Genomic DNA, 16,007 nt, shown 5'->3' on the forward strand with positions numbered 1-16,007 from the left:
CTTACCTATTGCTGTTCGTAATCAGCATCCCAATCTGTTCCATCATCTCCTTTTTGTCCATCCATTTTGATCATAAAGTTCTTAGCTGGAAAATAAGGTTTCATATGAATGTCTAAAAACACTCTATCTTTTTGAGTAGGATCTTGCTCAAATCTTTTGATAGAAAAGTCTTCGATTAATTTGTCTGGTCCAGTAATACCATCCAAAAACTTCACGATTTGTCCCATCAATTCCTTACGAGTTCTAGCATTAAAGTTTTCAAAAGCTCTTCTATTCAAGAAATCCATTAATACTTTAGTAACATAATCAAAAACTCTTACTACGGAATACGTTTGCAATCCTAGGTTATCACCATTAAATAAAGTTTTAGCAGAAAAAGCCATTACTTTTCCATACTCATTTACCATAGGTACTAATCCAAGTTTTTCTAATTGAGCAATCTCACTTTTCTTTAAATCAAAACGCACACCATCAATTTCATTAATTCCTCCATGCTTTTTACCCGCCGCTACTTGAGACATTAAAGTTCTATAAACTTGACCAGCTAATGCACTAGATGGTGGCACAAAAAGATCATCTTCCTCTCCTACTTCATCATGTTTTCCGCGTCCTACTAACCAATTACATGTCATCATAACATTGGATCGATATTTATCTCCTCCTGTTAGGTTAGCCGCTTCAAACATTTCCATTACATCGTCTGGTTCATCAAGATGTTCGAAATCAGTAATCATCATTACTTTATTCTCATGAGCGATTTTAGCCCATTTCTCTACCACTTTGTTAGAACCTAAGTAACCTGGTATTACCAGAATACCATAATTATCTCTAAGGTCTAAACGGTCATATCCTTGCACAAGCTCTTCTTGAACGGCATCGATAAACCTAGTATTATCTAGATCTTTAAGCTGTTCAAGTTCAGCATTCATAATATTTACATTTTTTACCTTTTGAGATTCTGTATTCTTAAAGAATAAGGCCACTGATCTATAAGATTGTTCTAATTCCCTTGTCTGTTCAAGTGCTGCTCCTAAATTTCTTTCTAAAGACTTTCCAGCAATTTCAGAACGCTTTTCAGATTCTTCTACCATTTCAGATAAATCATCTGAAGAAGAAAGTACGTCTCGCCAGATCTCCAGTGTTTTTTCTAACTTGGCTCTTTCTAATTTTTTAGTAGATTCAGTTAGGAAAATCTTTTTACGTGCTTTACGATCTGGATTCATATTCTGAACGTCATCTATACACGATTCTAAAAGATCAAAACCACCATATCTGGCTAATTTCTCCTCATTTATTTTTAATTCCTTTGCTGGATTTTCTATTTTAACACTCTCTTGAGCTTGTTTTCCTGCTGCCATAAAATGATTTGTTTACCTTTTAACCTTGTTGTAATTCTGCTAATAATGATTGTATAGATCTAATTAATGCCTCCTTGGCGTCTGGGTCTGCCAATGCAGTTTTTAAGATCTTATTGGATTTTAATTGTTTAACAACCTTTAGATACTGATCTTTTTCTGTATCTAAGTCATTTAGGAATTTACTTTGATTAATGATTCCTTTTTTACCAAAATCCCCTAGGTTGTTAAATTTTAGCATTTCTTTACTTTCAACTCCATCTGCATCTTCAAACTCTACCTCTACTTCAGGCTTATAATTTTCAAATACATGATCTATAGATGTTAACCCATTAACTATCTGTGGCTTAATTGGTTGATCTTGAGTTAATTTCTGAACAAGAAGTGTTTTATTTTGTCCGATTTCCAATATAGCTTCACTGGCATCCGTTTTTACCTCTGTTCCTCCTAATCCATATGTGTTACTGCTCATATTTTCTCTAAATAATAATTGTGAATTATAAATATACTAATTTTATCGCAGGATACGATTTTTATTCGTATGACCACTGCATTTTTTCATCTTTTATATCTAACTTAACGCTACTTCCTTTCCCTATCTTTCCGGTAATCAACATCTTAGACAAAGGACCTCTTAGATCATTTCTAATAACTCCTCGTAATGGTCTTGCTCCATATTTGGGGGTAAATCCCTTATATGCTAAAAATTCTTGCGCAGCTTCAGTAAGCTCTAAAGTAACTTCTTGCTTATTTAGTGCCTTATGCAAATCTTTTAACTGAATATTAAAAATTTTAACCACATTTTCCTTTGTAATCGGTGCAAAAGGAACAATTTCTGTTAATCTACCTAAAAATTCTGGTCTAAAATGTCTTGACATGATTTCCAACAAATCCGAAGATTGCGGAATTTCTCCATCTGTAAAAGACTTTACAACATGTTCACTTCCTATATTCGAAGTAAATAGAATCACGGCATTAGAAAAATCTCCTGTTTTACCTAATCGATCATTTAGTTTTCCTTCGTCCAAAATCTGAAGAAAAATATCAAATACGGATGGATGCGCTTTCTCTATTTCGTCAAAAAGAACAATTGAATATGGCTTTTGTCTTATTTTATTTACTAAAAGCCCTCCTTCTTCATATCCTACATATCCTGGAGGAGCTCCATACAACAAGGCAGCTGAATGCTCTTCTTTAAATTCTGACATGTCAAACCTGATAATAGCATCTTCAGTTTGAAACAAAAACTCTGCTAAAGATTTTGCCAGCTCTGTCTTACCAGTACCTGTTGGTCCTGTGAAAAAGAAAGAACCTATTGGTAATCCTGGTTTACTTAAACCAGATCTTGACTCTAATACAGCTTCAGAAATTGTTTTAATTGCATGATCTTGTCCGATCACCCTTTTCTTCAGATGAYCCTCCATATTTAATAAACGTTCCTTCTCATCTGCTTGAAGTTTTCCAACTGGAATTCCAGTTTTATTAGCGATGGTTGCAGAAACATCATTTTTATCAATAAACGTTTTTTCTTCAGAAGCTTTCTTAAAGAAACGATCTAAAATAGAAACTACCTTAGATTTATAATTTTCAAAAGTCTCTTCGCCTAAAATCATCTCTTCTTCTCCTAACTCTGTAAATAAGAGATAGCTAAACTTACTTTTGAGGTTATTATACATCCAACTTATGGAATTCACTTTCTCTGATTCTTCCGATGACTTCTCTCCTATTTCTTTTACTTCTTTTAGCAAAGATTCTACATTATTCGCTGTTGTTTCTATCATATATCGAGAAGCAGACATTGTTCTATCGATAAGATCTATTGCAGCATCAGGAAGACTTCGATCTTTATTAAACCTCTTAGAAAGTCGAATAGCTTCTGCGATTGTTTCATCAATAATATCCAAATTATGATGATTTTTGTATTTATCGATAGTATTAGAGATCATTGTTAATGCATCTTGTTCAGAAGGTTCATCTAAAGGAACAATTTCAAATCTTCTCGTAAGTCCTTCATCTGTTTCTATATGCTTTCTAAATGCGTCATTGGTTGCTGTAGCTATAAAGGTAACTTCTCCTTTAGCTAATTCTGATTTCAAGATATTTACCAAACCTTGATTACCACTATTCTTATCCGTTAAATTATTGATTTCATCAATTAGTAAAACAGGTTTATCAAACTCTTTTAAAGCAACCAAAATCTTTTTAAATCGATCCTCAACTTCACTTTTATAGCTAGCTCCAGAAACTAAGTTGATAAAATCTAATTCATAGATCTGAGCATCTTTTAAACCTTCGGGAACGTTACCATTAATAACGGCTTCAGAAAAACCATCTAAAAGTACAGTTTTACCAACTCCTGGTTCACCTGTGATTAAAACATTAGGTTTAGAATGTCTTCCTAAAATTTCGGTAATCATCTTTACTTCAGCATCTCTTCCGAAAACATCATCTAATTGTTGGTTCTTGGCTGCAAAAGTTTTGTCGATACAATATTCATCTAATATACCAGAATCTATTTTTTTTCCAGATGCACTATTTGAAGATCCCCCAGTAGTTGCTGAGCTACCAGAACTTTTAATACCTTGAGTTGCCGCAATTAAAACTTCATCTGCCTTTAAAGGCAACGTTTTTAATTGTTCATAAGAAAACCCTACGCCTGGAGTACATAAAGCTATAAGTACAGCTTTTGCCGTAATTTCATCAGTTCCTAATTTAAGTTTTAGGGTATCTGCTTCATTAAATACAGCTTCAATTGACTTATCACCTTGAATTGTATCTGGAACGTTTACTACTCGTGGAAGTGCTTCAATTCTGACTTCTGACCATTCCTCATAATAGTAAATATCACCATCAATTTGGTTAAAAAAATCTTTTAACCCTACATCCTTATGTAAAAGTGCCTTTAACAAATGAGCCGCATTGTACTCATCATTGTGGTACTCTTTGGCAATAGATTGCGCTATATGAATTGCATTATCAACTTTTGATGATAATTTATAGTCTAGTATTTGCATGAAGTTGGTTTTTCGTAAAGTAAATAAATAACCTAATCATTAGCAAAAAATTATCTCGTAGCAAGCCATAAATTGTCGTATTTACCTTAACTATTCAAAATTTTGCATAAAAATCAATCAATAATACTTTATCTGAATCAAAAGTAAGACTAAAACTGGTAAATATTTACCTAGTATTTGGGTAAATATTGCCCCCTGTTTTCAGGTATTTGATAATTACTTTAGCGGATTTGGATAAATCGAATTCCTAAGTTTTTTTCAAGATCTCTTAGTAGCTTTATTTCTTGTTTAACAATTAAAGCTAAGGATAATCCTTTTTTACCAGCTCTGGCAGTTCTACCGCTACGATGCGTATAATATTCTATTTGATCTGGTAACTGATAATGGACTACAAATGCTAGATTGGCCACATCAATACCTCTTGCTGCAACATCAGTAGATACTAATAATTCCATAGTACCTTTTTTGAAAGCCCTCATTACTTTATCACGATCCTTTTGAGTCATATCACCTTCAAGCAAACCGGTTTCATAATTTTTTGCTATCAATTGTTTAGATAGCTTACGAGCTGCTGCTTTAGTTTTAGTAAAAATGATTCCTCGTTGTTTTTTCTGAGATTTTAAAAAATAGGTCAGTGTATCTAATTTATTTACTTCTTCGCCAACAACAAAATGATGTTCAATCCCTTTATTTACAGCATCATGTTTATCTACTGAAACTCTAACCGCATTTTTATCTACATACGTATTAATAATATCATTAAGAGTAGAAGGCATCGTTGCAGAAAATAGCCATACGTTTCGATAACCTTTGGTTTGTCCTAAAATCGTAGTAAGATCATTTTTAAATCCCATACTAAGCATCTCATCAGCTTCGTCCAATACGATTGTTTTAATTTTTGAAATATCAACCGCTTTACGATTCATAAGATCAATTAACCTACCAGGCGTGGCTACAATAATATGAGTAGGTCTTTTTAATCGGGATATTTGTATTTCGATTCGTTCTCCACCATAAACGGATTCTGTATAAATCTTATCTGTATACTTCGTGAATTTAAATAATTGTTTTGCGATTTGCTGCCCTAATTCTCTTGTTGGAGCCAGAATCAATGCTTGAACTTCTTTTTTAGAAGGATCGATAGATGTCAACAATGGTAAACCAAAAGCAGCAGTTTTTCCTGTGCCTGTTTGCGCTTTACCAATAAAATCAACTTTACTATTAATAAGAACTGGGATTGCTTGCTCCTGAATTTTTGTGGGAACAATAATTCCCATTTCCTTAAGACCTTTATTTAAATTTTTAGGAATACCTAATTCAGAAAACTTCATGCTACTTTTTGGCTACAAAAATAGATGAATAAATTCATTGCCCAACTAAATGGGTGAAATACCTTTTAATTTCAACAAAATATTAGCAAGATATTCTCATGAAGTAATCAAACAACTGCTTTCTTAGCGTAAGACCTCTTTTATGAAAATGCGATTCATGCATACAAAAACCTCCTGAACAATTAAAATCGGCACCTTCATCCGCAGATATAATATCTATCCAAGTAATACCCTCTTTATGTGATATTTTTTTATCATGATTCTTTTTGATACGATGAAGACCAAAACACTTGCTGTAAGAAAAATCTTCTTTTTCAAAAAAACTTGGTATTGTTGGAAACTCTTCTTTTTCTAAACTAACTATATGATTATCATACTGACCGATCATTTCTTTCAACTTGTCTTCTTGAGACCATAAAGAATTGGCTGATAATAAAAAAACTAATAATAATGCGAAGTGTAGTAGTTTAGTCATATGCGTTATTTTGGCTGATTATTACTCTATCAAAATAAGGTGATATTCAAGTGATTTATTTAAAAACCTTAAGAGCAACTCTCGAATTCATCGGCAAAATACACAAAAACAGGATTAAGTGCAAATAATCTTAAAAATTTAACACTATTTACGACTGATTTTAGTCAAATTAAAAAAGGTAAAACCGTATTTTTTTTAAATTTTAAAAAAGTGTAGCTCCTTCGGAAGAATGATTTGGCAAACTAAGTTGTGTCCCTAACTGCTTATTTAACAGTTCAATAAAATACTTTGATAGTAGCGGAGATTCTTTTTCTATATTCTGATGTACAAAGAAATGAATATCTTCAATTCCTTGTTCTTTCCAAGATTTTAATCTAACCACCCAATCATCTAATCTGTTATAATCGGTTTCATGATTGGCTCCAACATAACGCACAAATGCTTCTTTATTAGTGAGTCTCATATGAAGCAAATCACGTCTACCCGCAGAATCTGTAAGGATATTCGCTATATTATTGTTTTGTAAAAGATCATATAGTTCAGCAGCTACAGTTGTATCATTAAACCAATCTGTATGTCTAAACTCTATAGCCAGTCGTAATTCTTTGGGCCATCTTTCTACAAAATTCACTACTCTTTCAAAATATTTAGGAGCAAAATTACTATGCATTTGCAAAAAAATAGTTCCTAATTTTTCTTTTAAATGTATTGCACTTGCTAGATATTGGTCCACATAGGGTTGCACATCGTCATTTAACCTCTTAAGGTGTGATATGTTTTGCACTAACTTTGGAAAGAACTTAAAATTTTCTGGTGTTTTGTCATACCACTTTTTAAACTGATCTTCTGGAAAAATTCTATAGAAAGTAGCATTCAATTCAATTGAATTAAATTGTCTGGAATAATATTGTAATTCATCCTTTGTTCCTCTTGGATAAAAGCCTTTCAAATCTTGTTTATTCCATTTGGCACATCCCACATAAACTGATATATCTCCTGATTGTCCATGTTGTAAAACCGCTGAAGTATCTTTATGATCCTCAGGTAAAACAAAGTTAATAAGCTCAGGATGTTCTACTTTACCAAACTTCATAAATTAAAATTTAAAATATTATTCAAAAAAGTGTAACAAAAATAGGGTTCGAAAGTCTAACTTTACAGTAACAATAATAAAAATTTAACAATGAATACTTTAAAATCACTAATTGTAGCTTTAATCATAGCGATTATTGCTCCAGTCAATGCGCAAACTGCCGATGAAATCATTAATAATTATTTAGAAAATACTGGAGGTGTAGAGAATTGGAAAAAGCTAACTGGAACTAAAATGGTAGCTCAGGTAAATCAGGGAGGAATGCAAATACCTGTTACAATATATTCTGGTAACAAAGGAGAACAAGCTGTTGTGATAGAGTTGCAAGGAAAAACAATTACTCAATTTGCTTTTGATGGAGAAACAATGTGGTCTACAAATTTTATGACGATGAAAGCAGAAAAAAGTGATAAAGAAGCTACTGATAACATGAAGCTTTCTGCTAATGATTTTCCAAATCCTTTTATCGATTATAAAGAAAAAGGATACACTGTAGAATATTTAGGAAAGGAAACAAAAGAAGGTACTGAAACTTTTAAAGTTCAGTTAACGATGGAACCCGTAATGGTTAATGGAGTAGAATCTCCAAGCATTAGCTACTACTATTTTGAGACTGAAAATTATGTGCCTATTTTAATTGAAACTACTCAAGGAGGTAATAAAACTACAATTACTATGAGTGATTACCAGGAAGTAGATGGATTATACTTCCCATTTGCTATGTCTCAAGGACCACAGCCGATTGAAATAAAAGAAATTGTATTAAATCCTGAGATGGGTGCTGATCTACTTAAGTTTCCTGAAGAAAAATAAAATATGTCAATAGAAAGCCTCATAAAAGTTTGAGGCTTTTTTTAATCACACAAATTATTATGATGCATAGATATGTAAAAGTTTTATGCTGCTTGCTATTTTTAAATTTCAGCTTGCAAGCACAAGAAATTTCATTAAACGGAAAGGAGCTTTTTGGTGATATAAAAGCTCGTCAAATAGGTCCTGCTTTAATGAGTGGAAGAATTATTGATCTTGAAGCTCATCCTACGAATGCTAGGGTGATTTATGCTGGAACCGCGGGAGGTGGAGTATGGAGAACATTAAATGGAGGAGCAACTTTTAGCCCAATTTTTGATGAACATGCACAATCCATTGGAGCGATTGCTGTAGATCCAAATGATCCTGACAAAACCATATGGGTAGGAACTGGAGAGATCTGGACTAGAAATAGTGTTTCTATTGGGGATGGTCTTTACAAAACCACTAATGGAGGTGATACATGGAAAAAAATCGGTTTTGAAAAATCAGAACGTATAAGTAGTATTGTTGTAAATCCAAAGAACTCTAAAGAAGTATACATTGGAGTTTTAGGTGCTTTATGGGGTGATAGTGATGTTCGTGGAGTTTATAAAACTACAGATGGAGGTGAAACTTGGAACAAAATACTATACACAAACACTTCTACTGGAATTTCAGATCTTTTAATGGATCCAAATAATCCAAACGTTTTGTATGCTTCTATGTGGGAATTTAGAAGAACAGGATGGTCTTTTAATTCTGGTGGAGCTAATAGTGCTCTTTATAAATCTACTGATGCAGGAAAAACTTGGAATAAAATTCACAATGGTTTTCCTGAAGGAAAATTAGGAAGAATAGGAATTGCAATAGCGCCATCCAATTCTAAAATATTATATGCTGCTATTGAAAGTGAAGATGATAAAAGCAAAGGACTATATAGATCTGATGACTCAGGAAATAATTGGAAACAATTAAATAATGACTTCGAACTAGTTGTACGTCYGTTTTACTTTTCACGCTTAGTAGTTGACCCAAAAAACCCTGACATAGTTGTAAAAGGAGGATTTCTTGGAGCCATCTCTAAAGATGGTGGTAAAACCTTTAAAAATCTAGGTAACATGCACGCAGATATTCATGATATTCTTTTCGACATCAAAGATAGTGATAGAATGTATGCAGGTACCGATGGTGGTGTTTATAGAAGTTGGGATGGTGGCTCTACGATGGAAATAGTAGAAAATATTCCTGTTTCCCAGTTTTATCAAATTAGTCTTGACAACGCAGAACCATACAATATCTATGGAGGATTACAAGACAATGGTTCTTGGTATGGACCTTCATCGTCTGTAGGTGGTATCGAAGCACGTGATTGGAAAAGAATTGGTTATGGAGATGGTTTTAGAGTATTAAAGCATCCTACAAAGCCTATTATATATTCTGAAATGCAAGGAGCTCAAAATGTATGGAGAATTAATACCGAAAAAAATACCACCAAAAACGTAGAACCTGTACCAGATGGTGATGAAGAACTTCGTTTTAATTGGAATGCTCCAATGGCAATTAGCGAACATCAACCAGACCGTTTTTATATGGGAAGTCAATATCTTCATAAATCTGAAGATATGGGGAATAACTGGGTAAAGATATCACCTGATCTTACTACTAACGACCCAGCAAAGCAGGATAAAGAATCAGGAGGGTTGTCAAAAGATAAATCAGGAGCAGAAACTCATACAACCATATTTACTATTGCTGAATCTCCTCTAGATGAGAAGGTTATTTGGGTAGGAACTGATGATGGAAACGTTCAGGTAACCAAAGATGGTGGAAAAAACTGGACCAATACTGTTAGTAATATCCCGAATTTACCAGCAAATACTTGGGTATACCATATTGAAGCTAGTGTTCATAATGCGAGTACTGCTTACGCCGTTTTTGATGGACATACATCTGGTGATATGAATACATATGTATACAAAACCTCTGACTATGGACAAACCTGGAAATCTATAGTAACGGATGAGATTGTAGGATTTGCCAGAAATATTCAAGAAGATTATGAACAAGAGGATTTATTATTTGTAGGAACAGAGTTTGGGCTTTTCGTAACCATAAATGGTGGTAAAAACTGGGCACGTTTTACAAACAATATGCCCGCTACAGCTGTTCATTTTATAGATTTACAGAAAAAAACCAACGATCTTGTTTTAGGTACGCACGGAAGAGGTGTAATCATACTTGATGACATTTCATCATTACGCGAAATAAATCAAGAAGTTTTAAGTAAAAACGTGCATTTTTTCAATACTAAAGTAGGCATTATGAAGGAAGATAATGCATTTGGTGGTGGTAGTACTGAAACACAATTTATAGGGCCTAATCCAAGTAGTAGTCTTAAAATCATGTATTATTTGAAGAAAAGACACACATTTGGAAAAATGAAAATGGAAATCCAAGACATGAATGGTAATAAAATCACTGATCTATCACCAGGAAAAGCAAAAGGGATTAATATAGTTCGTTGGAATTACAGAAGTCTTTCTCCAAAGCCTGCATCAGGAAAGACACTTTCTTTTGGATCTCCTCCAAGAGTTGCTGCTGGAAAATACAAAGTAGTACTTACCAAAGGTAAAAATACCTTTGAACATAATATAGAGGTTGAACAAGATAAGAATTCTGAAATAACAGCATCCGAACGAGCGTTACAAAGAAAAGCTTCTCAAGAATTATATATTATGGTTGAAGATTTAGCTTATTTAGTACATGAAATTGATCAAACAGTTAAAAAAGCAGAATCTGTTAAGGAAAAGTCTTCGAAAGTTGCTACTCCAGTTATTGATGAGTTAACTAAGCTAAAAGAATCTTTAGTAGTTACTACAGGTGACAACTATGTTCAGGAAGCTGAGCCTGAGCTAAGAGAAAAAATAACTGATTTATATAACGCAGTTACTAACAGCTTTGAAAAACCTTCGGCAGCTCAATTAAAGAATCAAAAAGTTCTTAAAGGAAAAATAGAACAAGCAAGAAAGGATTTCCAAAAAATAAAAGATAAGAGAGTTTCTAAACTGACAAAATATCTGGAAAAAAATGAAATGAAACCAATAGATATTAAATCAAAAGAAGAATTTCTTAAAAAGTAAATTTTCAATACATAAAGCTCCCTCAAAATGGGAGCTTTTTTTTACAATAAATTCAATGACTATAGGTAAATTCTAATGTTCATAAATGGTTTAAAACTCTGAGAGTCGTTATGAATTTTGGATAAAACTATTCTGTATTTTTAGTAAACGCTCTTTATTATGGAAAACAGGGAATCAAATTTACTGGCGATTAGGCCTCAAATTTTAAATGCAAGAGTTTCTGAAAACATGTCTGATGATGAACAATTTCAGAATAAAACTATTCGCCCCATTATCAAACTACAGAATGAATTATTAATTGAAGTGTTTAGAAATTATATTAAGAAAAGAAAAAACACTTTTTATGAATTATCAATCGAAAAACGATTGCTCTATATTGATAATGCGATACAAAAGGATATGAAATTCAGAAATAGCCTTAAGGGAATGATTATTGGCCAATTTACTGTAGATGAGTATTTGAGATATATTAAGAACTCATCTGCCTTAAATAAAAGAATGATGAATATCGTAAGAGAACGATTACAGAGTAATATTCAATTATTGGAAACCCCTGTATCGGTGCATTAAAATAAAAAAGAGCGAATCATTTAGATTCGCTCTTTTTTTATATTTCAAAACCTTTTAAAGGATTAATTTCCTCCTTCTAAAGCTTTTAATTTACTTTTCATATCTTCTGCTTTAGGATCATCTAATTGATAGAAAATCTGCATAAGTGTTCTAACAGCATCTACATTATCCGGCTTAGACTGAAGAGCTCCTTCTAAGTAAGGAACCGCTTTTCTATATAAGTCTTGCTTTTGCTTTTTAAGAACATCAAATCTTTTATAATCCGCTGAAGAACCTCCTAAACTATTCATTTCTTCATTAAGTGCAGTTTCTCCACTTAAAATAATAGCAGCTATATTAATTTGAGCAGAAGTATAATCTGGCTTAATTTCTAATGCCTTTTCATAGTACTTGATCGCTTGGTCATTATCTCCAAGACGAGAAGCACTTACTCCCAAATTATATAGTAGATTGGGGTTTTCAGGATCGTTCTTAACAATTTGTTGCATTAGTTCCTGATATTTTTCAATATTTCCTAACTTATAAAACATATTTGCTTCTTCTTGCATTAAAGCAGGATCATTAGGATTTTGAGCTTTTGCAGCTTCCATAGCTTTTATTGCCTCTTCATCTTTACCTTGTGTAATATAAATTAGTGCAATATTCTTTGTAATCTCAGCTTGTCTTGATTTAGTTTTAGAAGCTTCTGGCTTGATATGTGTTCCTGCTTTCACAGAAAAATCTCTTAAATCTTTAGAATCAAAAGTCTCTACATCTCCAGTTTCTTTATTAGTTGCAGTAAATCTATCTTCAACACCTTTGTATCCAATAGCAACTAATTCATTGTAATATTTTAAAGCAGCATCATAATCCTTACCATTTACTGCATTAGAAGCTGCAAAATATAAGTAAGAAGTATCTTTTTTCTCAGTTTTATAACCTAAGTATAATTTTTCGGCTGCAGCAATATTATCTCCAGCTTTCTGATCAGCAACTGCTTGATTTATCAAAGATTGACGTAATGTTTGCAATCCAGTAGTAGCCTGAGTAGTAAACTTTTTACTTCCTGAAGCTCCCTCAATTTCTAAAACTTTAGCATACGCATTTGCTGCTTCTTCAAATTTAGTCAACGACTTATCAGGAGAAGCTGCTGAAGCCTGTCCTTTAAGATAGTAATACTGTGCCTTAAGTTTATCGTCAGCTGCTTCTAATTGCCCCTCAGCTGCTTTAAGCGCATCATTCGCTGTTTCTAAATTACCAGACTTTAATGCTTTCTTAGCTGCATTTAAAGCCTTCTTTTGTGAAAATCCTATAGCACTAAACGTTAAAAAAAGTGCCAAGATAAATTTAGTTCTCATTACTTGTGTTTTTTTTATGGGATTCTTTTTATTCTTCTTTTGTTTCATCAATTGCTGTGCCATCATTAGCATCCTCTTGATTTTGCAAAGATATATCAATTTCTTCAATATTCTCATCAATATTTTCAACATCCTCTTCATCTTGCATAACTTTTGCCACAGCAGCAATAGAGTCTTTACCTTTTAAATTAATGAGTCGAACACCTTGAGTTGCTCTTCCCATCACTCTTAGATCTTCAACAGAAAGTCGTATCGCTATCCCTGATTTATTAATAATCATAAGGTCATCTGCGTCAGTAACATTTTTGATAGCTACTAATTTTCCTGTTTTATCAGTAACAGAAATTGTCTTAACTCCTTTACCACCCCTATTCGTAATTCTATAATCTTCTAGACTAGAACGTTTACCGTAACCATTTTCTGATACTACAAGAATATTACTCTCCATATCATTTACTGCCACCATTCCAATCACTTCATCATTATCATCTGCTAATCGGATTCCACGCACTCCTGAAGCACCTCTTCCCATTGGTCTGGTTTTTTCTTCCTCAAAACGAATAGCTTTTCCAGATTTAACAGCAAGCATTACTTGACTTTTACCATCCGTTAGTTTTGCTTCAAGTAATTCGTCATTATCCTTTATAGTAATAGCGTTGATTCCATTAGTTCTTGGTCTTGAATACTGTTCTAATGAAGTTTTCTTTACCTGACCTTTTTTAGTTGCCATGATCACATAATGAGAATTGATGTATTCTTCATCTTTGAGATCTTGAGTACAAATAAATGCTTTTACCTTATCATCGTTTTCTATGTTGATCAAATTTTGGATTGCTCTACCTTTAGAAGTTTTACTTCCTTCAGGTATTTCATATACACGCATCCAGAAACATTTTCCTTTTTKCGTAAAGAAAAGCATATACTGATGATTAGTACCAACAAATAAATGTTCTAAGAAGTCTTCATTACGTGTAGTACTACCTTTTTGACCAACTCCTCCTCTATTTTGTTTCTTATACTCTGTAAGCGAAGTCCTTTTTATATAACCAGCATGAGAAATTGTTATAACAACTTTCTCATTCGGAATCATATCTTCTATACTAAGATCACCTCCTGCATATTCTATTTGAGAACGACGATCATCACCATATTTATCTTTAACTTCAAGAAGTTCTTCTTTGATGATATCCATACGACGATCTTTCTTGTCTAAGATATCCTTAAGATCTTCTATTGTTTTCATCAATTCTTCATACTCAGCTCTTAGTTTATCCTGCTCTAGTCCTGTAAGTTGACGTAGACGCATCTCAACAATTGCTTTTGCCTGAATCTCTGTAAGTTCAAATCTTTTGATCAACTTTTCTCTTGCTTCATCCGCATTTGACGAAGCTCGGATCAATTGAATTACTTCATCAATATTATCTGAAGCAATGATTAAACCTTCTAATATATGCGCTCTTTCTTCGGCTTTTCTTAATTCATACTTGGTTCTTCGCACAACCACATCGTGTCTATGTTCTACGAAGTAATGAATCATGTCTTTTACATTCAATAACTGCGGTCTTCCTTGTACAAGTGCAATATTATTAACACTAAAAGAAGATTGCAACGCTGTATATTTATATAAAAGATTTAGAACAATATTAGGAATAGCATCTCTTTTAAGGATATATACAATTCGCATACCTTTTCTATCCGACTCATCTCGAATAGAAGAAATACCATCAATTTTCTTATCGTTAATAAGATCGGCAGTCTTTTTAATCATATCTGCCTTATTGACTTGATAAGGTATTTCAGATACGATAATACACTCTCTACCATTCACTTCTTCAAAACTGGCCTTAGCACGCATTACAATTCTACCTCTACCAGTCTTAAACGCTTCTCTTACACCATCATATCCATAAATAATTCCACCAGTTGGAAAATCTGGTGCTTTTATATGCTGAATTAACTCATCTATCTCAATATCGTTATTATCTATATATGCGATAGTTCCATCTACAACTTCACTTAAATTATGAGGAGGCATATTAGTTGCCATTCCAACTGCTATACCAGAAGCTCCATTAATTAGTAATCCTGGTACTCTACTTGGCAATACCGTTGGCTCTTGTAAAGTATCATCAAAGTTAAATGTATGATCTACAGTTTCTTTTTCAATATCTGCAAGCATATCTTCGGATATTTTCCGCATTCTTGCTTCTGTATATCGCATTGCCGCTGGACTATCCCCATCGACTGAACCAAAGTTTCCTTGACCATCTACTAGCATATATCGTAAGCTCCACTCCTGAGCCATACGAACCATAGTGTCATAAACTGATGTATCCCCATGAGGATGGTACTTACCAAGTACTTCTCCTACTATTCTAGCTGACTTTTTATGAGCACTATTTGCTCTTACGCCTAACTCATACATACCATATAAAACCCTTCTGTGAACAGGTTTGAGACCGTCTCTAACATCCGGAAGTGCTCGTGACACAATCACTGACATCGAATAATCGATGTACGCAGACTTCATCTCATCTTCTATATTGATAGGTATTAGCTTTTCTCCTTCTGCCATAAAAAATATTTTATTCTAAAATTGATTTCATTAAACGCGCTAATTTAAGTAAATTAAGACGGTTTTAACAGCTAATACGCTCTCTAATATACGTAATTTATTAACAAATTAAACGACCTAAATGGTTAATAAGTCAATATCGGTAGATTTTGATTATTAATCCTTTTTTTGTCTATTTACTCAGAAAACTAAATAGTTTTTTTGTTTATCTTTAGAAAAGGAATAATGCAAACACCATATATTTCGCAGTGAAATATGACATAAATTGCTATTATGTCAGCTTATTTGTTAAGGATGGTTAAAAGGAATAGTTTTTGTCAAAGTA

Annotated in this window: 11 protein-coding genes; 3 read left to right on the top strand and 8 right to left on the bottom strand. The window is 33.0% G+C overall.

Annotation, left to right across the window (positions count from 1 at the left end; translation table 11 throughout):
* Positions 1-5 precede the first annotated feature (5 nt).
* The 6 genes from GBO31_RS14795 to GBO31_RS14820 all read right to left on the bottom strand — a co-directional run bounded on the left by GBO31_RS14795 (position 6) and on the right by GBO31_RS14820 (position 7,268).
* Positions 6-1,358: a DUF5458 family protein gene (locus GBO31_RS14795; RefSeq protein ID WP_219009140.1), complete on the bottom strand. Its 1,353-nt coding sequence runs from the start codon at positions 1,356-1,358 to the stop codon at positions 6-8.
* Positions 1,359-1,377: 19 nt separating this feature from the next.
* On the bottom strand, positions 1,378-1,827 hold the full coding sequence (locus GBO31_RS14800; RefSeq protein WP_219009141.1) for a hypothetical protein: 450 nt from the start codon (positions 1,825-1,827) through the stop codon (positions 1,378-1,380).
* Between the two features lie 61 nt (positions 1,828-1,888).
* Entirely contained in the window at positions 1,889-4,369 is a 2,481-nt protein-coding gene (locus GBO31_RS14805) for an ATP-dependent Clp protease ATP-binding subunit (protein ID WP_246615883.1), read from the bottom strand.
* Between the two features lie 221 nt (positions 4,370-4,590).
* Positions 4,591-5,700 carry a DEAD/DEAH box helicase gene (locus tag GBO31_RS14810; RefSeq protein ID WP_219009142.1) on the bottom strand — a complete coding sequence of 370 codons (1,110 nt, stop codon included), beginning with the start codon at positions 5,698-5,700 and terminating at the stop codon, positions 4,591-4,593.
* Between the two features lie 82 nt (positions 5,701-5,782).
* On the bottom strand, positions 5,783-6,175 hold the full coding sequence (locus tag GBO31_RS14815) for a hypothetical protein (protein ID WP_219009143.1): 393 nt from the start codon (positions 6,173-6,175) through the stop codon (positions 5,783-5,785).
* Positions 6,176-6,377: 202 nt separating this feature from the next.
* A complete protein-coding gene (locus GBO31_RS14820) occupies positions 6,378-7,268 on the bottom strand; it encodes a DUF72 domain-containing protein (protein ID WP_219009144.1) in 891 nt (296 codons plus the stop codon).
* Between the two features lie 90 nt (positions 7,269-7,358).
* On the opposite strand from GBO31_RS14820, the gene GBO31_RS14825 reads away from it, so the two are divergent.
* From GBO31_RS14825 to GBO31_RS14835, 3 genes are all read left to right on the top strand, one after another.
* Positions 7,359-8,081, top strand: coding sequence for an outer membrane lipoprotein-sorting protein (locus GBO31_RS14825; protein WP_219009145.1), 723 nt, complete (start codon positions 7,359-7,361; stop codon positions 8,079-8,081).
* 113 nt (positions 8,082-8,194) lie between these two features.
* Positions 8,195-11,200 carry a WD40/YVTN/BNR-like repeat-containing protein gene (locus GBO31_RS14830; RefSeq protein WP_246615884.1) on the top strand — a complete coding sequence of 1,002 codons (3,006 nt, stop codon included), beginning with the start codon at positions 8,195-8,197 and terminating at the stop codon, positions 11,198-11,200.
* Between the two features lie 159 nt (positions 11,201-11,359).
* The gene (locus GBO31_RS14835; RefSeq protein WP_219009147.1) at positions 11,360-11,770 is read left to right on the top strand and encodes a glyoxalase; all 411 of its coding nucleotides are present in this window, start codon (positions 11,360-11,362) and stop codon (positions 11,768-11,770) included.
* Between the two features lie 62 nt (positions 11,771-11,832).
* On the opposite strand, the gene GBO31_RS14840 is transcribed toward GBO31_RS14835, so the two are convergent.
* Both GBO31_RS14840 and gyrA read right to left on the bottom strand, forming a co-directional pair.
* Positions 11,833-13,107 carry a tetratricopeptide repeat protein gene (locus GBO31_RS14840; protein ID WP_219009148.1) on the bottom strand — a complete coding sequence of 425 codons (1,275 nt, stop codon included), beginning with the start codon at positions 13,105-13,107 and terminating at the stop codon, positions 11,833-11,835.
* 28 nt (positions 13,108-13,135) lie between these two features.
* Positions 13,136-15,682: a DNA gyrase subunit A gene (gene gyrA, locus GBO31_RS14845; RefSeq protein WP_219009149.1), complete on the bottom strand. Its 2,547-nt coding sequence runs from the start codon at positions 15,680-15,682 to the stop codon at positions 13,136-13,138.
* Between the last annotated feature and the right edge of the window lie 325 nt (positions 15,683-16,007).

It is taken from the genome of Aquimarina litoralis (assembly GCF_019295435.1).
Taxonomy (GTDB): domain Bacteria; phylum Bacteroidota; class Bacteroidia; order Flavobacteriales; family Flavobacteriaceae; genus Aquimarina; species Aquimarina litoralis_A.